Here is a 21,687-nt window from a genome sequence, read left to right as displayed (position 1 = left end):
AGGATTGCCCTCGTCCCTCCCGACCCGATGATTTTGCCTGCTTCTGCCCTTAACCGAAGATTTCTTTGAACGAGTATGCCGACGACCAATCCGGGTGTTGCTGAAGCCTGTTCAGGACGTCAGTCATGTTCTTATCCGACGTCATGACGACGGTCGCAGCCGCGGCAGAAGCCACATGTATAGCGTCAAGGGATTTGACGTGGAACGGAATTTCCATGGCCCGGTCCAGAATGGCACTGGAGATAGGCATCACTGTTATCTGCTTCAAGAAGAGATCGACCTGCGCGCCGAGGTTATGGTTGCCGTCCCTCACGGCTACACGTGCCGCCTCCAACTGCGTGAGTTTGCTGGTGCATAGCTGGTTCCAGAGGTCCGCTTGGTCAAGGTAATCCAAGAGCGATTGACGGGAGGGATGCTGAGGCGTAAGGAGCCGGATCAGTGAAGATGTGTCCAAATAGCATCCCGCGCTGACGATCGGCATCAGTAGCGCTCTCCTTCGCGCATTGCATGAAGGGTAGCCTCGGAGTCAAAGGTCACCGTGGATGCCATAACGACGTCCCTCGCCGACCGGCGCTGAGCCGTGACAGCTCGGTGGACGGCTTCAACTTCGTCGTGATTTCTCAGGACAGACGCCGGAACTACGTACGCCACGACGTCCCCGCGCCGGCCATAAGTTACAGGTATGACGTTGCCTTCGCGTACCTGCCGGAGGATCTCGCTGGACGAGTGATTAAACTCCCGGCTCGTGACGCTGTTTTTGACCTCCACAAAGAGTCCTTCCCGCTGCCCTGAGGTACTACTGTAGTACCTCAGGGCAGCGGGTGGCAACGTTTTTTGACGCGCCCGGACGCTTAGTCGAGTCCCAGCTCATCCTTGCCGAAAGCGAAGAGGTACGGGACACCCGTTTCGGCTTCGATCTTCTCTTTCGCGCCGGTGTCGCGGTCGACGATCACGGCAACGGCAACCACGTTGCCGCCGGCCTTGCGGACACCCTCGACGGCGGTCAGTGCGGATCCGCCCGTGGTGGAAGTGTCCTCGAGGACCACAACATTGCGGCCTTCAACGGACGGACCTTCCACCTGGCGGCCCATGCCATAGGACTTCTGGGCCTTGCGGACCACGAAGGCGTCAACAGCGCGCCCGGCGTCGGCGGCTGCGTGCATCACAGCGGTACCGACGGGGTCGGCACCCATGGTGAGGCCGCCGGCGCACTCAACCGGGATCCCGGCGTCGTCGATCATTGCCAACATGACCTGACCCACCAGTTTGGATGCCTCATGGTGGAGGGTGATCCGGCGCAGGTCGATGTAGTAGTCAGCTTCCTTGCCGCTGGAGAGGATCACCTTTCCGCGGACCACCGCCAGTTCTTTGATGAGTTCAAGAAGGCGGGCGCGGGCAACTGAGGTCTCAGGCGAGGAAGTCATGGCTTCTATTCTACGTAAGGCCGGGAGCAGGAAATCGAAGTGCTGCGAGCGGGAAATCAGAGCCGGGTGTCGAAGGAGTCACAGAACACGTTGTCGTTGAACGTCCCTTGGAACTCCGAGTTGCCTCGGATCTTGTGGATCGTCGCGCGGATGGCCTCCCTGGTTCCTGCGTGGGCGTGAATGGCGGTTTTCACCATGGGCACGTCGATCAGGTGGTTGGGCTGGTTCAGCGAGACGAACACAGTGGGAACTTCCGTGGCGTACCAGGGGATTTCGGCTGCCATAGGTGATGACCACTTGATGCGGATGGCCGCTTCCTGCGCGAACCCCTTGACGTTGGCAAAGACAAAAGCAGCGTCGTAGCGTTCAGCGTAATCCGCCGCGGCTTCCTCTGAGAGGACCCGCATGAAGTTCATCCCGGTCTCCCCCGCGGCTGAACGCTGCTCAGCCGTTTTGAACACGTCAACCGAGAAGCCCGCAGCTTCGAGTTCCTCCTTCACGGTGTCCAGGTAGGCGAGCGGGTCAGCGCGGGTGAAGTCCGCACCTCCGGAGATCCCGTAGAGCCGGATACGTTTGTGGGTTTCGGGCCTGATCGGGAGGTTGTTCGCGGTGTCTTTGACCAGGGTGACGGTCTTGTCCGCGATCTCGGCGGCCACAGCCTTATGGGCTTCACTTCCGATGACCGACAGCACATCAGCCGACGGAACCAGTGATTCACGGGAAGCCGTGTGCAACCCAAGGCTCGCCTTGATGCCGAGAATCCTCCGGAGCGCATCCTGCAATCGCTCCTCTGTGATGACGCCGGACTTGTAGCCGTCCAGCATGAATTGGAAGTCCTCCTCCGGGTTGCGGAAGAAGAGGAACATGTCGCAACCGGCAGCGATCGTCGCAGGTACCAGGTCCCGGCGCTTCATGGTCTGGGTCAGGCCAACCATCAGCGAGGCGTCGGTGAGCACCAGGCCGTTGAAGCCCAGTTCACCGCGGAGCAGGTCCTGCAGCAGCTCAGGGGCAAGGGTGGCGGGACGGATTTCGGAATCAGTCATTCCGGGCCGGAAGTGTCGCGACACCTCCGGGGCTCCGATGTGTCCCACCATGATCGACTGCACGCCGTGCCCGATCATTTCGCGGTACACGTGGCCGTACGTCCGGTTCCATTCCTCGTAGCCGAGCGTGTTGTAAGAGGTGACCACGTGCTGGTCGCGCTCGTCGATGCCGTCGCCGGGGAAATGCTTCATCGCGCAGACTGTGGGTGATTCGCTGATGCCGTCGAAGTACTCCTTGGCACGCTCCACCACGATCTCCGGAGTATTGCCGAAGGCACGGGTGGAGATGACAGTGTTCCGCCAGTTGTAGTGGATGTCCACGATCGGCGCGAACGCCCAGTTGCAGCCAAGGGCGGCGGTTTCGACGCCGGCAACCCGGCCCATCTGCCGCGCGATCCCTTTGTCGGGGTGCGAACCAGCCTGCAGGTGCGTTGAAACGAAAGTGCCGTCGTCGCAACTTCCAGCGCCGCCCATCTCCGGGTTGGAGGCGACCAGCAGCGGAATCCGGGTCTTCGACTGTGCGTACCTGATGTGCTCCTGCACCGCGCCGGAGGGGCCTGGCCTGTACCGCATGCCGCCCACATGGTATTTCTCCAGCACCTCGTCGAGGTACTCCGGGGAGTAGTCGTTGTTGTGGTTGATGAAGAGCTGCCCGATCTTCTCCTCCAGCGACATTGTGCCGATGGTGGATTCCACCCACTGGACAGCGGCGTCATCCAGGTTGAAGGGGGCGGCTTTCAGGTCCACTGGGAACCGGGCCGCGGCGTCCTGGATATTGCCGCCCTGGGCTCCGAGCAGAAACTCCGCGGCGCGGTCCACGATCTGGTCCACGGGATTTTCGATGTCCACCATTACTCCGTCTTCGTCGGATTGGAGATGTTCAAGGGTAGCCAGTTGTGAGTCCAGGAGGGAGGTTGGCATGAAGTGGCCGGGGCGGTTGTTCATGCGTTCGCCCAGGAGTTCGCGGGTTCCGTGCAGGTGCACGAATGCCACGGTCGGGTCGCCTTCGCGGATGATGTCGCGGTACGCGCGCTTGAGCGCACTGCACGCGATCACCAGCGGAGCGTCCGACGTCGAGAATCGCCTGCCGATTTCGGCCAGCCAGGGTGCCCGGTCGGCGTCGTTCAGGGGTGTGCCGGCGGCCATCTTGTCGATGTTCGCCTGCGGGTGGAGGGAGTCGCCGTCGAGGAACTCGGCGCCGAGCCGTTCGGCCAAGGCCGCACCGACGGTGCTCTTGCCGCACCCGGCGACGCCCATGACCACCACGTGGGTCGCTTTACCAGTCATGAACGGTGCCGTCCACGAGGCGGTTGTAGGGCAGGTAGGCCTGCTGGTACGGGAACGCCGCGGCGGCTTCTTCGTTGAATTCGACGCCGATGCCGGGCTCATCGCCCGGGTGCAGGTAGCCGTCCTTGAAGGTCATGGACTGTTGGAAGACCTCGTTGGTCTTGTCCGAGTGCTGCATGTATTCCTGGATGCCGTAGTTGTGGATGGCCAGGCCCACGTGCAGCTGCGCGGCGAAACCGACCGGGGAGATGTCCGTGGGCCCGTGGAAGCCGGACTTGATCTGGTACTGCGCGGCGAAGTCCATGACCTTCTTCAACGGGCTGATGCCACCGAAGTGGGTGGACGCGGCACGGACGTAGTCGATCAGCTGTTCCTTGATCAGGGTCTGGTAGTCCCACACGGTGTTGAAGATTTCACCGATGGCCAGCGGGGTGGTGGTGTGCTGGCGGACCAGTCGCAGTCCTTCCTGGTTCTCGGCCGGGGTGCAGTCCTCAAGCCAGAACAGGTCATACGGTTCCAGGGCCTTGCCGAGCTTGGCCGCCTGGATGGGGGTCATGCGGTGGTGGCCATCGTGCAGCAACGGGATTTCGGGGCCGAACTCGTTCCGCACGGCTTCGAAGACGGTGGGCAGGTGGCGCAGGTAGGCGCGGGTGTCCCAGTCCTCCTCCAGCGGGAAGTTGCCCCGGCCTGCAGGTTCGTAATCGTAGCGCTCCCCCGAGGCCTGGGCCTGCGCGGCAACACCGTACACGGCCTTGATCCCCGGGACGGCGGTCTGGATACGGATGGACTTGTACCCAAGTTCCAGGTGCTCGCGCACGGAGTCGAACAGCGAAGGGATGTCCGAACCGGAGGCGTGGCCGTAGGCGCGGAGCCCGTTGCGCGAGGCGCCGCCCAGGAGCTGGTAGACCGGCATGCCGGCCATCTTGCCCTTGATATCCCACAACGCCATATCGACGGCGGCAATCGCGGCCATGGTCACGGGGCCGCGGCGCCAGTACGAGGACCGGTACAGGAACTGCCAGGTGTCCTCGATCCGGTGCGGGTCCTTCCCGATCAGCAACTGGGCCACGTGCTCCTTCAGATACGCGGCGACCGCCAGCTCGCGTCCGTTCAGCGTGGCATCACCGATACCGGTCACACCGTCCTCGGTGGTGATCCGCAGGGTGACGAAGTTACGGGACGGGCTGGTCACAAAGACATCAGCAGCAATGATTTTCACGATCAAAGATCCTTTCGGAAGGGCTGTCAGGTTTTAGCGGGAAGCGCTTGTGGATGAGGCTGTGAAGCGGTCTTGAAGGCGGTGTACCTGCGCCAGGACGCCGGGATCCGCGGCCAGCCCAGGATCCAGAAGTTCCAGTAACGCGCGGGTGCGGCGATCGCCGTCGAGGGTATTCGCTTCCGCGATCCCCGCAGCCAGCGGGTCCTTGACGTCGGCGGGAGAAGTAACCTGAGCCATCCAGGCCGCAATCATGCCGGCAGCCCCGTCACCGGGCCGGCCTTCAGCCCTTTCTGCGGCCAGGACCGGCAGGGCACGCATCCGCAGCTTCGTGGTCCCGTCCATGGCGATCTGGGCCAGATGGTGGGCGATCCTCGAGTTGCTAAAGCGTTCCACCAGCGCCGCCCGGTATTCGGGTACGCCCAGCTCGTCAGGCAGGTGCCGTGCCGCTTCATCCCAGAACTTCTCCACGGCATCCCGGCACAGCGGATCAGCCAACGCTTCAGCGACTGTGGCATATCCCCGTAACTGGCCGGCGTAGGCAAGGATCGAGTGCGCCCCGTTGAGCAGCCAGAGCTTGCGGTTCTCGTACGGCTCGAGGTCCTCCACGAAGACAGCTCCAGCGTCTTCCCAGCGAGGGCGGCCCGTTGGAAAGGCGCCACTGAGGATCCAGTTCCGGAAGGGCTCGGCAACGACGGGCGCGGCGTCGTCGTACCCGCAGGCGACCGCGACTTCGGCAATGTCCTCTCCGGTGGTTCGTGGGGTGATCCGGTCCACGGAGGTGCTGACGAAACTGACGTTTGCCCTCACCCAGTCAGCAAAACCCGGGTCAAGGGTGTCCGCGAGGGAGAGCACCGCCTCACGGGTCACCGTCCCGTTATGGGCCAGATTGTCGCAACTGACGATCGCCAATGGCCCTGCGCCATTTTCCTTGCGCGCTGCCAAGGCAACGGCCAAGCGTCCCAAGGGCGTTGCGGAGTGCTCTGCGTCGGCCGCGTCCGTGGCATAGGCGGCCTCGGTGATGGTCAGCGTGACGATGGCGGTTGAAGGTGCGGCCAGCAGCGCCGCCAACCGTCCGACGTCGTTTCCGTCCACAGCCTCGACGATGCTGCCGATGACTTCGAACGTATCTCCGGCGTCGGACCTCTCCACCAGCGTGAACACGCCGTCCTGTTCGGAGAGGACCTGGGCAGCATCGGGTCGGCGGCCCGTGAATGCGGCGATGCCCCACTCTGCCGAGTCGCCGGCGTGCTGGGTGTACCAGGCCTGATGTGAGCGGTGAAAGGCACCCAGACCCAAGTGAACAATGCGTACGGGGGCCTTGGGACCCGCGGCTGCCACGACACGGTTCAGCCGCGGGCGGGTGGCGTTGCCTGTCATAGTTTGAAGACCCTTCTGGGTGCGGAATCCACGACGTCGACAATCACCTCGTGCGCGCGGTCCTCGCTGATGCGGTGCTCGGCTACGAGGCGGGCGAGGAACGAGGCCTCCACCCTGCGGGAGGCACCGTGCCGGGCGGGGATCGAGCAGAACGCCCTCGTGTCGTCGATGAATCCGGAAGACCGGGAGAACCCGGCGGTCTCCGTCACGGCAGACCGGAACCTGAGCATCGCATCCGGCGCATCAAGGAACCACCAGGGCGCACCCAAGTACACCGAAGGGTAGAACCCGGCAAGGGGTGCCAGTTCGCGGGAGAAGACCGTCTCATCCAAAGTAAACAGCACCAAGTGAAAGTCCTTGGCCGTCCCAAAATCCTGAAGGAGCGGCCGGATGCCTTCGGTGTAGTTCACTGCAAAGGGAATGTCGTGACCCGTATCCGCCCCGAACGCTTCAAAGGTGGGCGTGTGATGGTTGCGGAACGAGCCCGGGTGGATGGTCATCACCAGGCCGTCTTCCACGGACATCCGCGCCATCTGGTACGTCATGTGCGCTTCGAAGACCTCCCGGTCTTCGAAGGACGCTTTGCCGGACCGGGCCCTCTCGAAGAGGGCCTCCGCGTCTGCCGGATCGAGTTTGAGCGTTGCCGGGGTCCTGACGCCGTGATCTGCGGACACGGCGCCATGTTCCACGAAGTACCGGCGGCGGTTCTCCAAGGCTGCGATGTAGCCGCCGTAGCCCGTAGCACCGTCACCGGCGGCAGCGATCAGCCGTTCAACATTGGTGCCCCAGGACGGGTGCGCAATGTTGATGTAGGCGTCTGGCCGGAAGGTTGGCAGGACGCGTCCGTGGAACGAAGGATCGTGGGCGAGTTCCTTGTGGCTGGAGAGATCGTCCAGGGGATCATCCGTGGTGGCAAGGACTTCGATGTTGAAGTCCTTGAACAGTTCGCGCGGGCGGAAGCCGGGCTCCGCAAGACGTGCCGAGATTGCATCGAAGCTGGCATCCGCTGTCTCCGCGCTGAGTTCCTCATGGAGGCCGAAGACTGACTGGAACTGGGTCCTCAGCCAGTACCCGGACGCGGTTCCCTCGAACAGCGGCCACGAGCGGCAGAACGTCCGCCAGATCTCCCGCGCCCCGGCGTTCTGCGGCTGGAGCTGCTCCATGCTGACGCCGGACGCATGGATCAGACGGGTGACATAGTGGTCCGGGGTGACCAGTAACGCGGCGGGGTCCGGAAAGGGCGTGTTCTGCTCAATGACGGTGGCATCCACATGACCGTGGGGCGAAATGATGGGAAGGTCCTGAACACGGGCCAGCAGGTTGCGGGCAATCTCCCGCGTCCCCGGGTCCGCCGGGAGGAGCCGGTCCGGGTGGGTGGCGATGGAAGTGGACATCGGTTCAGCCTTTCGACAGTGAGCCGGCGGCGCGGGTTCCGCTGATGGTCAGCCCGGCCGCGTCGGCTGCGCGACGGAGGAAGTCGAGGTTTCCGGCCGTGCGTTCGGCCAGGGGTACCTCCGTGGAGAAGTCCTCCACGGTGACCCAGTGGTCGTAGCCCACTGAAGCCAACGCCTTGAAGTACTCCAAGACGCTGCCTTGCCCTTCGGCCAGTGGTGCCCACTCGTTGACCCAGACCGAAGCACCAGCCTCGTCACGGTTTTCGGTGCGGACCCATCGGGCGTTCTTGACGTGGACGTGTGCAAGGTACGGTCCCAGCAGTTCCAAGGCAGGTAACGGCGATTCCCAGCCCTCGATCAGCAAGTTTCCCAAATCATGGATGACCCCAACATGCTGCGGGTCCAGTCCCTCAAGGAGCCGGCGGGCGGAGGAAGCGGAGGCAGTCACCGTGCCGTGGTGCAGCTCAACGAGCGCTTTGACTCCGTGGTGGGCTGCCCGTTCGGCCACCCACTCATAGTGCCCACGCGTCGCAGCGAACAGCTCTGGGTAGGACAAGCCGCTGGGTTCCAGGCCGCCCATGGTCGAGTTGCCCAGGGGAAGGACGTTTACCCTCACTTGGCGGGCACCCAAAGCGGCCGTCGCAGCGAGAACCCGCTCTACGCCGTCGTGGTTGTCGCAGCGCGCATAGCCGCCAAGACCGGAGAACTCCAAACCCGCCTCGGAGGTGATCCGGGCAATCTCCGGGACAGAGTCCTCAATCCCGGTCATCGGCCACGTTGCCTTGTTTCCGGCCCAGAAGCCGGGTTCCGGGGCTTCGGCCTGGTCCGTCACCCGCCATTCGATTCCGTGCCAGCCCTGGGCCGTCAGCTGCGTGGCGGCTTCCTGCGGAGTCCATTCCGGTGTGGAGGCCGTAAAGACGGAGAATTTCATGCCGTAACCTCCTCGAGGTGGCCGTTGCCGGCGCGGACCTGGACATCGTTGTATTTCCCGGCCAGAACGTCGGCGATCAGGACGGGCTTACCCAGAGTTGCTGAGACGTAGAGCGCGCGGACAGTACCGAGGGCGGTGACGGCATCCTCGATCCTGACGCCTGCGGGCCTGCCGGACCTGATGGCCTCAAGCACATCGCGATACTGGCGGATGTGTCCGGCCGGGTACACGGTGGGATCCAGGTTGGAGTCCAGCGGCGCTTCCGGGAACTTGGCAAGTTCTTCTTCTGCCTGATTGCCGCCGCCGCGGATTCCCATGGGCCCACCGTCGGGGCCCTTTGGATCGCCTGCGTGAAAATACTCGAGGTTGTCGTTGTCGATCACGGCGGAGCCTTTGCTGCCCATGACCTGCAGCCGGACGGTCAGGCCCGGGTATGCCGCGGTGGTTGCATGCAGCACTGCGAGCGCGCCGGACTCGAACGTCACGGTAGCTACGGCTGTGTCTTCCACCTCAACGTCCGTGTGGGCAAGGAGTGCGGTCCTGGCGCTGATCTCGATCGGCCGGCCCAGGAACCACAGGAGCAGGTCCACCGTGTGAACGCCCTGGTTCATCACCGCGCCGCCACCATCCATGGCCCATGTTCCGCGCCAGGCGCCGGAATCGTAGTACCCCTGGCTCCGATACCAACTCACCGACGCAATGGCGGACGTCAGTCGTCCGAAGCGGCCGGCGCGGCGTGCCTGGTCAACCACCACGGAGGCGGGGTCGAAGCGATGCTGGCTGATCACGCTCGCCACCAAGCCCTTCGCCTCGGCGGCTTTTGCCGCGGCAAGAATCTCATCCGCCCGGTCCAGGTTGACGTCCAGCGGCTTCTCGATCACAACATGCTTGCCGGCCTCCAACACTTCCAAGGCCTGCTCGATGTGCATCCCGCTTGGTGTGGCGATAATGACAAGATCGACGTCGGCGCCCGCGAACGCTTCCTTCAGGCTATTGAAGGTTGCCGGCCGTGTGGCACCGGAGTCTTCGATGTATTGCGCCAGGCCGGCAGCAGCTTCCGGGATTTCATCCACGAGCGCCGTCACGCGCAATTCGGGGAACTCCCCGACGGCGGCGGCGTGCGTGCGTCCGATGGTGCCGCAACCTGCGATGGCGACCTTGATGGTGCTTTGGTTCGTTTCAGTGCTCACTTGGTTTCCACTCCAGCTTCATTCACGACTTTTGCAAAGGCACGGGCCGCCATTCCGAACGCGGTGGGTCCGGAGAAGCCACCAAGCCCGTGGGCGCCTGCGAGGTGGGGTTCCAGGCTGGCAAAGCCAACAAACCCGTCCGCCTTGAGCGCCTCCACGGTGCGGAGAAGATCGCCATCGCCTTCACCGGAAGGCACCACGACGCCGTCGGCGAACCGCGCATCCTTGACTTGCAGGTACTCGAGGTGGGGACGGAGCTTCGCGTAGCCTTCGTCGAACGGCTTGACGCCCACTTGGACGAAGTTTGCCGGGTCCCAGGCCACTTTCAACGCCGGCGAATCCACGGATTCGATGATGTCCAGGACGCGGTCCGGGGTGTCCCCGAAGATGTCTTTCTCATTCTCGTGAAGCAGGACCACGTCCTGCTCTTCGGCAACAGCGGCGAGGGCCCGCATCCGCTCAATGACATCGTCCCGGATGCGGTCCACGGCCACTCCTTCCCCGTAGTAGAAGGAGAAGATCCTGATGTAGCGGGCACCGAGGACGTGCGCCGCGTTGGCCGCGCGCCGCAGGCGTTCCACTTCATGTTCCACCGGCAGCGTCACGTCAACCTTGCCGATCGGCGAAGCTATGGCGGAAACGCCCATGCCGGCATCGTCCAGCAGCGCCTTGAGCTGCCCAAGCCGTGCAGCGTCCAGGTCCACGATGTTGGTTCCCCATGCGCTCCGGACCTCAATGTGGTTCGCGCCCAAGGCCTGGAGCACCGCGATCTGCAGCACAGGATCATCGCTGATCTCGTCGCCGAAACCTGAAAGCGTCCACTCAACTTTTGCTGAACCGGTCATTGCTATTTGACTCCTCCGGCGGTCAGGCCGCCCACTAGGTAACGTTGGAAAATCAGGTAGAGAATCACCACTGGTGCTGCACAGACCAGCGAGGCAGCCATCATCTGTCCGTACATGGGGATGGCCCCGCCTTCCTGTGACGCCCCGAAAATCTGTAGGGCGACGGCTGCGGTCTGGCTGTCGGGGCGTGTCATTACCGATGCGAACAGGACGTCGTTCCAGCCCAGCAGGAACGCGAAAATCCCGGAGACGACGATCCCCGGCCAGCTCAGCGGAAGGATGATGCGGGTCAGGACACCAAGGTTGCTGGCGCCGTCGATCCTTGCAGCCTCTTCCAATTCCCGCGGCAAGCCACGCAGGTAGGTGACCATCACCCACGTAGAGAAAGGCATCGCAAACGTCAGGTACGTGATGAAAAGGCCCCACTGGGTTCCGATGACCTGGATGCCCAGGTAACTGGCCGCTGAGGAGAATAGGACGAACACCGGCAGGACCATGAGGGTCCCCGGCACCGATTGGAGGGCCAGAAGGCCGCGCAGGATGGTGAGCCGTCCGAGGAACTGGTACCTGACAAGCACATACGCGATGGAGATGGACATGGCGGCAGACACGATGGCCGTGGCTCCTGCCACCAGGACGCTGTTGGTCAGGCCCTTGGCCAAGCCCACGCTGGACCAGATCTTGGAGTAGTTCTCCATCGAGAAGGTCGACGGCCAGAACTCGCCCCGGGCCACGCCGATATCCGAATTCACGGAGGCGAGGAAAATGTACGCGATCGGGATCAGGACCACGGCGCACAGGACAGTCAGGATGATAGCGAGCACCGGCCCGGGCAGGAGCCGGGTGACCTCATGCTGCCGCTTGGAACCAGGCCTGAATTCCGCGGCAGATGCCTCGCTTCCTGCCCTACCGCGGACCGAAGTAGTTGACGCGCTCACTTCTTGCCTCCTGGCGTCTCGGCGTCGTCCAGCTTGACGGCGCGCAGATAGATGAACAACGGGATGGCGATCAGGACCAGGGACACAAAAGCCATGGCGGCGCTGAGGCCGAAGCGGAAACTCTGGAAACTGGTCACGTAGGTGAGGATCGGCAAGACCTCGACGTCGGAGGGTGCCGGAACACCGAACAGGACGAACGGAAGGGTGAAGTTGTTGATGTGATGGAGCATTCCAATGAGGAAGGCCAGCGAGAGCGGACCCTTAAGGTAGGGGAAAATGACGTACCTCAGCTTGTTCCACCAGAGTGCCCCGTCCAGCGCCGAAGCCTCGTGCACCTCGTGGTCCACCGACTGCAGCCCGGAAAGCGCCAGCAGATAGATGAACGGCCACGACGCCCAAATCTGAACCAGGATCAACGTCCAGTACGTTTGCGGCCCGTTGAGCCACAATCCTGCCTCAATGCCGATGCCGCCCAGGACCGAGTCCACGACGCCACCAGGCTGGAACATCGTCCGCCACACCGTGGCAACCACGAACGCGGGCAGCACATACGGAATCAGGAAAATCGAACGAATCAGCGCCCTGCCCTTGAATGCGTTCTGGGTGGCAACAGCAGCGGCTATACCCAGGGGAAGGGTGACCACCATGGCAATCAAGGAGTAGCTGACGCTCAGCCACACCGAGTGCAGCAGGGGTGAGTCCGTCAGGGCTTCAACGAAGTTCTCCACCCCTATGAACGGCGCGCTGATCCACTTGCGCAACGAGTACTGGTCCAGATTGAGCGTGGACATGTAAATGCCGAGTATGAGCGGCACCACAATGATGACCAGCATGAGCAGGCCGCCGGGAATCAGCATCCACAACGGACGGTTGCGCTCGCTGATGTTCCTGCGCCGCGCCGGCTTCTTCGAAGGTCCCTGGCTCCGGTTGGTTCCTGTGCCAGCGCTCGACGGCCTACCGCCGTCGGACGTGTTTTCCACGGTGCCGGAGCGGGACAGTTGCCTCTCGGCAAGCGAACCCCCGCCGCTCCTCATTTTTCGGAAGGAATCGGTTGACATTTGGGGTTACCGCCTAGGACTTGGAGGCCCGGTCGAGTGAAGCCTGGCCTTTGGACTGGGCATCCTTGAGGCGGGCTTCCAGGGCTGAGTCGTCCACAGAGCCCTTGGCAAGGTCGGGAATGGACTGGACAGTGACGTTCAGGAGTCCCAGCTGGATGTCGCCCCAAGCACCGGTGAACGGCGTCGCCTTCGACTTGCCCGCGGCGTCGGCAATGGGCTGGAGCTTCGGATCGGTCAGCGACGCCAGTGCTTCTGCGTTGGCCGGGAGCTCACCGAAGATCTTCTGGTAGTTGAGCTGTTCTTCCTTGGACGTGATGAGCTTGATGTAAGCAAAGGCGAGGTCCTTCTGCTGCGAATAGTCGGCAACCACCACGTTGTCGCCGGAGAGGATGCTGGCGGCCTTGTCACCGTCACCCTTCGGGGACGTTTCACCTGGAGCCACGGTGGGCATGGTGGCGTAGGCGTACTTTCCGGCGATCGCGGACTTGTCGAGCGTGGGCACGGAGCTGGAAGTGGTCATCATCAAGTAACCGGCCTTCCCTGACGCGAAGGCTGCCACAGCGTTGCTGTTGCTCCATCCGATGGCGGCCGGGTCCACGATCTTGTCCTTTGTCAGCCAGCCGAAGTAGGTCTCGTAGGCCTTCTTGACGGACGGGTCATCCATCTTCAGCTTGTCACCGTCCACGAGCGGGTTGCCGGCCTGGACCGACATCGCCCAGATGAACTTCCAGGGATCGAAGTTGTCCTTGTACCCGGTGGCCAACCCGTAGGTGCCGGCCCCGGCGTTGGTCATCTTCTTGGCCTGCTCAGCGAGCTCATCCCAGGTGGTTGCGGGCTTCTCTATGCCGGCGGCCGCGAGGAGGTCCTTGTTATAGGCCATGACGAACGGACGGCTGACGAACGGGATGCCGGCCAGGTGGTCCTTGTCCGGTCCGCTGATGCCCAGCGCGGCCTGGTTGAAGCGGTCCTTGCCGCCTACCTTGTTCCAGTCGTCATCGCTGAGCGTTACGAAAGCCTTAGTGGCGTAGGCCGTGGGTGTAAAGGTGGTTCCAAGGCTGTACACATCCGGGCCTTGTCCCGAAACAACTGAGGTCTGGATCCTGGTCAGTTCGTCGTTGGCCGATGCAAAGGTTTCGAACTCCACCTCGGCACCGGTCTCCGCCTTGAACTTCGCCGCGATGTCCTTAAACCACTCCTTCTGCTGCTCCGGATACTGGTTGTTGACGCCCGTCAAGACGCTGAGTTTCTTCCCTGTGCCGTCCACGGCGTCGCCGCTCGAATTGCTCGAGCCCCCGCTGCTTCCCCCGCAGGCCGTCAAGGCCAGTCCTGCCGCAACGATGACGGCGGCGAACTTCGCTGATGGTGCAAACCTCATTGTTCCTCCTTGGATACGCAGCCCGTAGACGGTGCCATATGGCAGCAAATGGTGGTGTACGTCACAGGGGCTTTCGGCAACGAGTCTATGAGTTGGCAATTTTTGCGGCAAGCGTTTGCCAAAAGTTGCCAAAACTGTTGCAATTGCTTCAACACATGGTTTCGGTGGCACCTCATCGGGTTTGCCGACGGCCGGAAAGGATCTGACATGGCAGACTCGAGCACCCGGCCGGCCGGGGCACCTCCGACGATTCGCGACGTGGCAGAAATGGCAGGGGTTGCCACGTCAACCGTCTCAAGGGCCCTCTCCAATCCGGGACGGGTGAACCGCGTGACCCGGGAACGCATCGAGCAAGCTGCCGCTGCACTCAACTACGTGCCAAGTTCCCAGGCAAGGGGCCTCAGTTCCGGGCGCACGAATGCCATAGCACTCTTGGTTCCTGACGTGACCAACCCGTTCTATTTCGACATCATCCGCGGCACCCAGAACCAGTTGAAGGCCGCCGGCTACACACAGTTGCTGGTGGACACCGAGGAGTCCGCGGAAATGGAGGCGGACACCCTCCGAAAAATGCAGCGGACAGCAGATGGATTTATCCTTGCGGCGTCCCGCCTCACGGACGCCCAGCTCGCAGAGGCAGCCTCAGCCCACGCCATCGTGACCATCAACCGGTCGTCGTCGAACGCCCCGACCGTCATGATCGACACCCCCGGCGCCATAGTCCAGGCGATCGACCACCTGTCCTCCCTCGGCCATTCCAGCATCTGCTACGTCGGAGGCCCCGCTTCCTCATGGTCGAATGCCAAGCGCTGGAAGACTTTTGAGGACGAGAGCCGCGAGCGGGGGTTGGCCATCTCGCGGGTGGGACCTTTTGCTCCAAAAACCACCTCCGGGGCCGCCGCAGCTGACGCTGTCGCCAGGACCGGGGCAACGGCCTGCATCGTTTTCAACGATCTCCTGGCCATCGGCATGCTGCAAAGGCTGCGGGAACGCGGAATCCGAGTCCCTGAGGACATGAGCATCGTTGGCTGTGACGACATCTTCGGGGCCGACTTCTGCAATCCCCCACTGACCACCATCGCTTCGCCCATCGAGCAAGCGGGGCGGGTGGCGGTGTCCATGCTGTTGACACAGCTGGATCCCTTGCATGCGGCCACAAGCCGTCGACTGGCGGTCATGCCTACGCACCTCACGGTCCGCGGCTCAACCGGCCCGGCACCCAAGTAAGTAGCAGCAGAGCACGTTTAGCGGGCTCAGAACGCGCACAACTGCGACTTACTTGGGCACGCCGCTTCATGATGGTTGAGGCTTTGCGATCCCGCTGACTAGTGTGGAACCCATGCGCGAACTCCAGGCCACAATCATTGAGGAAATGGGCGTACAGCCCCGGATCGATCCCGCGGGGGAGGTTCGCAAACGGGTTGAATTCCTGAAGGAGTATGTGAAGGCGACCGGTACCAAGGGGTTCGTCCTGGGCATCTCCGGCGGGCTCGACTCCACGCTGGCGGGCAGGCTCGCCCAGTTGGCGGTGGAAGAACTCCAGTCAGAAGGCGTGGACGCGAACTTTGTGGCCGTGCGGCTCCCCTACGGCGTGCAGCACGACGAAGATGATGCCCAGGCAGCCATGGACTTCATCAACGCCAAGACCGAGTGGACCTTTAACATCGCCGCCGCCGTGGACGGCTTCGAGGACGAATTCCAAAAGACCACGGGCGCGGAGATCTCAGACTTCCACAAGGGCAACACCAAGGCCCGCGCACGCATGATCGCGCAGTACGCCCTTGCGGGCGAACACAACTATCTGGTGATCGGCACCGACCATGGCGCCGAATCCGTCACGGGCTTCTTCACGAAATACGGCGACGGCGGTGCGGACATCCTGCCGCTGTTTGGACTGAACAAACGCCAGAACCGTGCAGTGCTGGCCGAACTCGGCGCACCCGCGCGCCTGTGGCAGAAGGTTCCCACGGCAGACCTGCTGGATGACAAGCCGGGCCGGACCGACGAGGACGAACTGGGCATCACCTACGACCAGATCGATGACTACCTCGAAGGCCGCGACGTACCCGAGGGCGTCGCCGAAATCATTGAGCAGAAGTACTTGCGGACCCGCCACAAGCGGACTGTCCCGGTCACCATTTTCGACACGTGGTGGAAATAGCCCACCGGGCCTGACCAGCGTCACCTGCCCCGGGCAGACAGCCTCAAGCACGACGGCGGGTGCCGGCTTCCGTACGGAAGTCGGCACCCGTCGTCGTTCTTTAACCCTCTATCACATCCCACCCCCGACAGCCGATCGCTCTATCACATCCCACCCCCGACAGCCGATCGCTCTTTCACATCCCGTTGACGATTCGGTCTCTACCGATATATCGTTAACTATCGCCGATAATACTTCGGTGAGCTTAACAACCGAAAGGAAGATGCTGCGATGAAAGGCATCAACGAACACGACAACAACGCATTTCCAGAGCACGGTCATGGGCACCCTGAGCACGGGGGCGGTCGCGGCCGCTTCAACCGCGGCAGGGGACGCCGCGGCCCTGGCGGTCATGGCGGCGGGTTCGGCCCAGGCTTTGGTCCGGGTTTCGGCCCGGGCGGTTTTGGCCCCCGCGGCTTCGGACCAGGCGGCCCGCGCCGCAACCGCGGCGACGTCCGGGCAGCCATCCTCTCGCTGCTGGCCGAAGCTCCATCCAACGGCTATGGCCTGATCAAGACCATCGCGGAGAAGACCTCCGGAGCGTGGCGGCCAAGCCCGGGATCCGTTTACCCGACCCTCCAGCAACTGGTGGACGAAGGCCTCATTGCTGCTGTTGGCGAAGGCAAGCGCACGGAATTCACGCTCACCGATGAGGGTCGCGCCTACGTCGCCGAGCACGAAGAGGAATTGGCCAACGCCTGGAACACCGAAGCCGACGCCACCGGCGCTGCCTTCCACCAGAGCGTGGGCAAGCTGATGGGAGTCGTCCACCAGTTCCGCTCGGGAGTCTCCGATGAACAGCGGCAGGCAGCCATCGCGAAGCTCGACGAAACCCGTCGGGCGCTTTACCTGATCCTCGCTGACTAACAGTGATCCATCCCTTGACCTTGAGATGTTGACCTTGACGTAACGTCAACGCCTACTGTCGAAGAACAGGCACAGGATGGAGGACGGATGGACTGGTCGATCCAGGAAATCGCCAAGATGGCCGGAACCACCAGCAGGACGCTGCGGCACTACGACGATATCGGGCTGCTCAAACCAAGCCGGACCGGACATAACGGTTACCGCTACTACGACGGTCCGGCCTTGGTTCAGCTCCAGCGCATCCTGTTGCTCCGGGAGCTCGGGCTTGGCCTTCCCGCAATCGCGGAAGTGCTGGCTCGGGAGACAGACACCGTCAGGGCCCTCAGCAGCCATTTGGAGTGGCTCGGCCAAGAACGGGATCGACTGGCCCGGCAGATGGCCTCCGTTCAGCAAACCATCAAGACATTGAAAGGGGATGGAAACTACATGGCACAGGACATGTTTGACGGCTTCGACCACACTCAATACAAAGACGAGGTGGAGGAGCGATGGGGCAAAGACGCTTACGCCAAGAGCGACTCGTGGTGGCGTGGCATGAGCCCGGAAGAAAAGCAGGACTGGAAGGGCCGGGCCGGGAAACTGGGAAGCGACTGGATAGCGGCGGCCTCCGCCGGCATATCGCCGGAGAGCCCGGAAGCGCAGGACCTCGCGCAGCGGCATGTTGAATGGCTTCGCGGCATTCCGGGAACACCATCCGCCACCCCGGGCGGAGATGTGAAGGGCTACGTTACCGGCCTCGGCGAGATGTATGTGGCAGACCCCCGGTTCGCCGCGAACTACGGCGGAGAAGCAGGGGCGATGTTCGTCCGCGACGCTTTGCGGATCTACGCGGAGGCGAATCTCTGAGCAACGCACGTCCGGGACGGCAAGCGCCCCGATCCCCGGGTTATGGCGGGCCATGACGGCCCGCCTGCACTTCGGCCGGCGTCATAATCCGGGCGGAATCACAAACCTGTAATTCGAATACTAGAATCCCCGAGGGCGTTCAGCCACAAGCGCTCTCATCATCGGCCGCTGACTCACGGTTCGATATCGAAATGGGGATTTCTTCGTGTCCAATCACATCCCGCCCGGGACGGGTTCATTCCGGCTGCCCACGTCAACAATTTGCATGGGCATCATCGCTGTTCTCTTGCTGATAATCAGCGCCTTCGCATCCGGACTCGGCGGCATGCTGATCATGCTTGGCCTGCTGGCCTTGCTGACCGGAATCTACGTGGTAGCCACAGGCCGGCCTTCCTGGGCGTTGTTGCCCGGCGGTCGCCGCGCCGGAGCAATCGTCCTGACCGGCGCCTTGGTCTTCTTCGTTGCCGGCGGCGCGTTGAGCCCTGCTCAACCGAGGGAAACGCTGGAGGCTTCCAAAGCTGCTGCCGAGGCGCAGAAGCTGGTGGACGCTTCCGCTTCGCCGTCGGCATCAGCCACGCCAACGCCAACGTCCAGCGCGTCCGACGCCGGAGCCCCCTTGGATCCCGAGGTCACCAAGGCTCTCGCCGCCGGAGCGTCGTACGAAGCTCCGCATGCCCAGCCGGCGTACGCCTCAAAGGCGCTGGATATCCTGGCCACGCTGCCCATCAAGGGCCGCGCCCCGAAAACCGGCTACGACCGCGATGAGTTCGGGCAAGCTTGGGCCGACGTCGACCGCAACGGATGCGACACCCGCAACGACATCCTCAAGCGCGACCTCACACAGATCGCGTACGCCAACAGCGTTCCCTGCAAGGTCCAAAGCGGCACTCTCGCGGATCCCTACACGGCCAAGATCATTGGATTCGTGCGCGGTACCACCACCAGCGCTGCCGTTCAGATCGACCACGTTGTTGCCCTGAGTGACGCTTGGCAGAAAGGTGCCCAGCAGCTGAGCCTCGGACAACGCACCGCTTTGGCTAATGATCCGCTGAACCTGCAGGCCACCGACGGGCCTACCAACCAGCAAAAGGGCGACGGCGACGCAGCGACCTGGTTGCCACCAAACAAGTCATTCCGGTGCGAGTACGTCGCCCGTCAGATTTCTGTGAAAGCCACCTACAGCCTCTGGGTGACACAGGCGGAGCACGACGCCATGGTCGGTATCCTGACGGGTTGCCCGGGACAGCTTGCGCCCACGAATGAGAAGGCCCCGGTTGAGACACCGGCTCCGGCATCACCCGCAGCTGTTGAGCCGGCTCCGGCAGCGCCTGCTCCCCCGGCTGTTGTTGCGCCTGCGCCTGCCGCCCCGGCACCTGCACCTGCCCCTGCTGTCGTGCCCCCGGCACCCGCGCCCGCGTATTACGCCAACTGCGCGGCGGCCAGGGCTGCCGGTGCCGCACCCTTGTACGCCGGACAGCCCGGCTACAGGGCGGGATTGGACGGAGATAAAGACGGAGTGGCCTGCGAAAAGTAAGCCTTCGACGAAACATCCTGCCTCCGGTACACAACCCTTCGGGGTTTCTGACCGGGGGCAGGACTCTTTCGCGCACCCCTATCCGCAGTTTTTCGACTGGCTTTTCCACATACGGGATGGGGGCTGGTTACAGGGTTTGGGTGGGGTGGAAGGCTTGGTTTATGGGTTTGAGCGGGCAGGTTGTGGTGGAACGGGCGGGTGCGCCCGGTACTGCGGCTGCCAACGGCGGTGGACCTCCCGGCGCCGGTGACCTTCCCAGCAAATACCCTTCCGGCGGCGGTGGGGTCGTTGAGGATGTGATGGAGGCGTTGGAGGACGGGGCGGCGGTGTTGGAGACTGCGCGTGCCCTGGCGTTACCGGCAGGACGGGTGTTCGATGTTCAGGAAGCAGCAGACTTCGCTGCCCGGGTCGAGGACCTCTCCCGAAGCATCGGCTACCTGCAGATCATCGCAGCCCACGCGGTCGAACGCACCCGCACCGAAGCCAAACACAACCCCGCACAGACCGCCCCGGGCTGGCGGACCGGCTGGACCGAAACCCCACACACCGCCCACGCGCACACACCCGGCACCACTGCCGTACTGGCCCCCGGTGTTACCGCACCCGACACCCGGGCGGGGTCCGGTAGTGTCCTGTCGTCCGGGGCGGGGACGGAAGCATGTGCCCGGGCTGGTCGTCCCGTCTCCAGTGCCGGTGCCGGTGCCGGTGCTGTGGTTGGGGCCGTTGTGGGGTCCGGTGCTGTTCGGTCTTCTGTGGCGGGGGCGGGTTCGGTGCTTGATGACGGGTACCGCAACGCCGCCGAGTTCCTGCGCGCCAGGCTCCGGATCGATATCCGCGAAGCCCGCCGCCGCCTGACCCAAGCCGCGCTCCTGCTGCCCGGAACCTCCCTCACCGGAGAAACCACCTCCCCACGGCACGAACACCTCGCCACCGCGTTCGCCGCCACCGACGTGCCCTCCCGCTCAGCGACCATCATCACCACAGCCCTCGAACGCGTCGCCTTCATCGCCCACCCCGACACCCTCACCACCATGGAACACGCCCTGACCCGCACCGCCACCCACAACGACCCCGACTTCCTGGCCAAAACCGCCCAACACTGGATCAACCGCATCGACCACGACGGACCCGAACCCACCGAAGAAGAACTCCGCACCATCCAAGGAGCCTTCATCCGCAAACCCCGCCGCGGACTCCACCACATCGAAATCTTCGCCACCGACGAACAATACGAAACCCTCATCACCACCATGAACACCGCCACCAACCCACGCCTAACCCCACACAACAACCCCAACACCACCAGCGCGGGCACTACTGCCAGCCCCAGCACCGTCAGCGCCGTCAGCGCTGCCACCAGCGTCAGCAACGCCAACACCGTCAGCACGGTCAGTGTCGCGAGGGTCACCGGGCACAGCACACCAGGGCCCGAACTGGACCGCCGCTCCCGCGCCCAGAAACTCCTCGACGGTCTCATCACCGGCTGCAACTACGCCTTGCGCACCGGCAAACTCCCCGCCAACGGAGGCCTCAAACCCCAACTCACCGTCACCATCAACGCCAACGACCTCTACCCCCAACTCCAAAACCCACCGCACCACCCCGGCCAACCACCCCAGCCCGGCACCCCATCACCACAACCAGCCCACCCAACCCAGGGAGGCTCCTCAGTACGGCCGGGCAGCGCAGTACGGCCGGGCAGCGCAACAGCGACCTTCACCGGCCCCATCCACGCCAGCACCATCCGCAAAATCGCCTGCGACGCCGACATCCTGCCCGTCCTCCTCGGAACCAACGGACAAATCCTCGACATCGGCCGCACCACCCGGATCTTCCCACCCCACATCCGCAAAGCCATCGCCGCAAGAGACCAAGGCTGCACCTTCCCCGACTGCACCATCCCCGCACCCTGGTGCGAAGCCCACCACATCACCTACTGGTCACAAGGAGGCACCACCAGCACCAACAACGGCACCCTCCTGTGCTCACACCACCACCACCTCATCCACAAAGAACAATGGAAAATCACCACCCACCAAGGCATCCCATGGTTCACACCACCACCCCACATCGACCCCACCCAAACACCCCAACGAAACCACCACCACACACCCAACCGAACATGACACCCTGCCCCAAAACAGGAAACACCCACGGCC

18 protein-coding genes are annotated in these 21,687 nt (G+C 63.3%); 6 read left to right on the top strand and 12 right to left on the bottom strand.

Annotation, left to right across the window (positions count from 1 at the left end):
- Positions 1–49 precede the first annotated feature (49 nt).
- The 12 genes from QN084_RS14190 to QN084_RS14135 all read right to left on the bottom strand — a co-directional run bounded on the left by QN084_RS14190 (position 50) and on the right by QN084_RS14135 (position 14,081).
- Positions 50–481 (bottom strand): type II toxin-antitoxin system VapC family toxin, encoded by a 432-nt coding sequence (locus QN084_RS14190; RefSeq protein ID WP_062094998.1) that lies wholly within the window; start codon positions 479–481, stop codon positions 50–52.
- A gap of 370 nt (positions 482–851) precedes the next feature.
- A complete protein-coding gene (gene pyrE / locus QN084_RS14185; RefSeq protein WP_021471731.1) occupies positions 852–1,424 on the bottom strand; it encodes an orotate phosphoribosyltransferase in 573 nt (190 codons plus the stop codon).
- A gap of 56 nt (positions 1,425–1,480) precedes the next feature.
- A complete protein-coding gene (locus QN084_RS14180) occupies positions 1,481–3,754 on the bottom strand; it encodes a gluconokinase, GntK/IdnK-type (protein WP_069696283.1) in 2,274 nt (757 codons plus the stop codon).
- A complete protein-coding gene (gene manD / locus QN084_RS14175; protein WP_069696331.1) occupies positions 3,744–4,973 on the bottom strand; it encodes a D-mannonate dehydratase ManD in 1,230 nt (409 codons plus the stop codon). Before manD ends, QN084_RS14180 begins: the two co-directional genes overlap by 11 nt.
- Positions 4,974–5,006: 33 nt before the next feature.
- Positions 5,007–6,350 carry a mannitol dehydrogenase family protein gene (locus QN084_RS14170; protein ID WP_069696282.1) on the bottom strand — a complete coding sequence of 448 codons (1,344 nt, stop codon included), beginning with the start codon at positions 6,348–6,350 and terminating at the stop codon, positions 5,007–5,009.
- Positions 6,347–7,744, bottom strand: a complete 1,398-nt coding sequence (uxaC, locus tag QN084_RS14165; RefSeq protein WP_069696281.1) for a glucuronate isomerase — start codon at positions 7,742–7,744, stop codon at positions 6,347–6,349. Before uxaC ends, QN084_RS14170 begins: the two co-directional genes overlap by 4 nt.
- Positions 7,745–7,748: 4 nt before the next feature.
- On the bottom strand, positions 7,749–8,675 hold the full coding sequence (locus tag QN084_RS14160) for a sugar phosphate isomerase/epimerase family protein (protein WP_069696280.1): 927 nt from the start codon (positions 8,673–8,675) through the stop codon (positions 7,749–7,751).
- The gene (locus QN084_RS14155) at positions 8,672–9,865 is read right to left on the bottom strand and encodes a Gfo/Idh/MocA family protein (protein ID WP_069696279.1); all 1,194 of its coding nucleotides are present in this window, start codon (positions 9,863–9,865) and stop codon (positions 8,672–8,674) included. Before QN084_RS14155 ends, QN084_RS14160 begins: the two co-directional genes overlap by 4 nt.
- Positions 9,862–10,710 carry a sugar phosphate isomerase/epimerase family protein gene (locus QN084_RS14150; RefSeq protein ID WP_069696278.1) on the bottom strand — a complete coding sequence of 283 codons (849 nt, stop codon included), beginning with the start codon at positions 10,708–10,710 and terminating at the stop codon, positions 9,862–9,864. Before QN084_RS14150 ends, QN084_RS14155 begins: the two co-directional genes overlap by 4 nt.
- Before the next feature lie 2 nt (positions 10,711–10,712).
- A complete protein-coding gene (locus QN084_RS14145; protein WP_069696277.1) occupies positions 10,713–11,648 on the bottom strand; it encodes a carbohydrate ABC transporter permease in 936 nt (311 codons plus the stop codon).
- Complete coding sequence (locus tag QN084_RS14140) at positions 11,645–12,706, bottom strand: carbohydrate ABC transporter permease (protein WP_170828523.1); 1,062 nt, start codon at positions 12,704–12,706, stop codon at positions 11,645–11,647. Before QN084_RS14140 ends, QN084_RS14145 begins: the two co-directional genes overlap by 4 nt.
- A gap of 13 nt (positions 12,707–12,719) precedes the next feature.
- A complete protein-coding gene (locus QN084_RS14135) occupies positions 12,720–14,081 on the bottom strand; it encodes an ABC transporter substrate-binding protein (RefSeq protein WP_170828522.1) in 1,362 nt (453 codons plus the stop codon).
- A 207-nt stretch (positions 14,082–14,288) separates the two neighbouring features.
- Between QN084_RS14135 and QN084_RS14130 the strand changes: the two genes are divergently transcribed.
- The 6 genes from QN084_RS14130 to QN084_RS14105 all read left to right on the top strand — a co-directional run bounded on the left by QN084_RS14130 (position 14,289) and on the right by QN084_RS14105 (position 21,654).
- On the top strand, positions 14,289–15,308 hold the full coding sequence (locus QN084_RS14130; protein WP_069696276.1) for a LacI family DNA-binding transcriptional regulator: 1,020 nt from the start codon (positions 14,289–14,291) through the stop codon (positions 15,306–15,308).
- Positions 15,309–15,420: 112 nt separating this feature from the next.
- Positions 15,421–16,242: an NAD(+) synthase gene (gene nadE, locus QN084_RS14125; protein WP_021471747.1), complete on the top strand. Its 822-nt coding sequence runs from the start codon at positions 15,421–15,423 to the stop codon at positions 16,240–16,242.
- 270 nt (positions 16,243–16,512) lie between these two features.
- Complete coding sequence (locus tag QN084_RS14120) at positions 16,513–17,148, top strand: PadR family transcriptional regulator (RefSeq protein WP_069696275.1); 636 nt, start codon at positions 16,513–16,515, stop codon at positions 17,146–17,148.
- Positions 17,149–17,235: 87 nt separating this feature from the next.
- Entirely contained in the window at positions 17,236–17,994 is a 759-nt protein-coding gene (locus QN084_RS14115) for a MerR family transcriptional regulator (protein ID WP_021471749.1), read from the top strand.
- Positions 17,995–18,199: 205 nt separating this feature from the next.
- Positions 18,200–19,528: a GmrSD restriction endonuclease domain-containing protein gene (locus QN084_RS14110; protein ID WP_259362820.1), complete on the top strand. Its 1,329-nt coding sequence runs from the start codon at positions 18,200–18,202 to the stop codon at positions 19,526–19,528.
- 161 nt (positions 19,529–19,689) lie between these two features.
- Complete coding sequence (locus QN084_RS14105) at positions 19,690–21,654, top strand: HNH endonuclease signature motif containing protein (protein WP_259362819.1); 1,965 nt, start codon at positions 19,690–19,692, stop codon at positions 21,652–21,654.
- The last annotated feature ends 33 nt before the right edge of the window (positions 21,655–21,687 follow it).

Source organism: Paenarthrobacter sp. R1, from assembly GCF_030264015.1.
Lineage (GTDB): Bacteria > Actinomycetota > Actinomycetes > Actinomycetales > Micrococcaceae > Arthrobacter > Arthrobacter ureafaciens.
Note: the sequence above shows the minus strand (reverse complement) of the source record. Positions and strands in the feature narration are given on the sequence as shown.

Coding starts and splice junctions, on each gene's coding strand:
- QN084_RS14130 (WP_069696276.1), top strand. CDS start 14,289: ATGGCAGACTCGAGCACCCGGCCGGCCGGGGCACCTCCGACGATTCGC.
- QN084_RS14190 (WP_062094998.1), bottom strand. CDS start 481: ATGCCGATCGTCAGCGCGGGATGCTATTTGGACACATCTTCACTGATC.
- nadE (WP_021471747.1), top strand. CDS start 15,421: ATGCGCGAACTCCAGGCCACAATCATTGAGGAAATGGGCGTACAGCCC.
- QN084_RS14105 (WP_259362819.1), top strand. CDS start 19,690: ATGGGTTTGAGCGGGCAGGTTGTGGTGGAACGGGCGGGTGCGCCCGGT.
- QN084_RS14180 (WP_069696283.1), bottom strand. CDS start 3,754: ATGACTGGTAAAGCGACCCACGTGGTGGTCATGGGCGTCGCCGGGTGC.
- QN084_RS14115 (WP_021471749.1), top strand. CDS start 17,236: ATGGACTGGTCGATCCAGGAAATCGCCAAGATGGCCGGAACCACCAGC.
- QN084_RS14160 (WP_069696280.1), bottom strand. CDS start 8,675: ATGAAATTCTCCGTCTTTACGGCCTCCACACCGGAATGGACTCCGCAG.
- QN084_RS14140 (WP_170828523.1), bottom strand. CDS start 12,706: ATGTCAACCGATTCCTTCCGAAAAATGAGGAGCGGCGGGGGTTCGCTT.
- QN084_RS14120 (WP_069696275.1), top strand. CDS start 16,513: ATGAAAGGCATCAACGAACACGACAACAACGCATTTCCAGAGCACGGT.
- QN084_RS14170 (WP_069696282.1), bottom strand. CDS start 6,350: ATGACAGGCAACGCCACCCGCCCGCGGCTGAACCGTGTCGTGGCAGCC.
- pyrE (WP_021471731.1), bottom strand. CDS start 1,424: ATGACTTCCTCGCCTGAGACCTCAGTTGCCCGCGCCCGCCTTCTTGAA.
- QN084_RS14135 (WP_170828522.1), bottom strand. CDS start 14,081: ATGAGGTTTGCACCATCAGCGAAGTTCGCCGCCGTCATCGTTGCGGCA.
- uxaC (WP_069696281.1), bottom strand. CDS start 7,744: ATGTCCACTTCCATCGCCACCCACCCGGACCGGCTCCTCCCGGCGGAC.
- QN084_RS14150 (WP_069696278.1), bottom strand. CDS start 10,710: ATGACCGGTTCAGCAAAAGTTGAGTGGACGCTTTCAGGTTTCGGCGAC.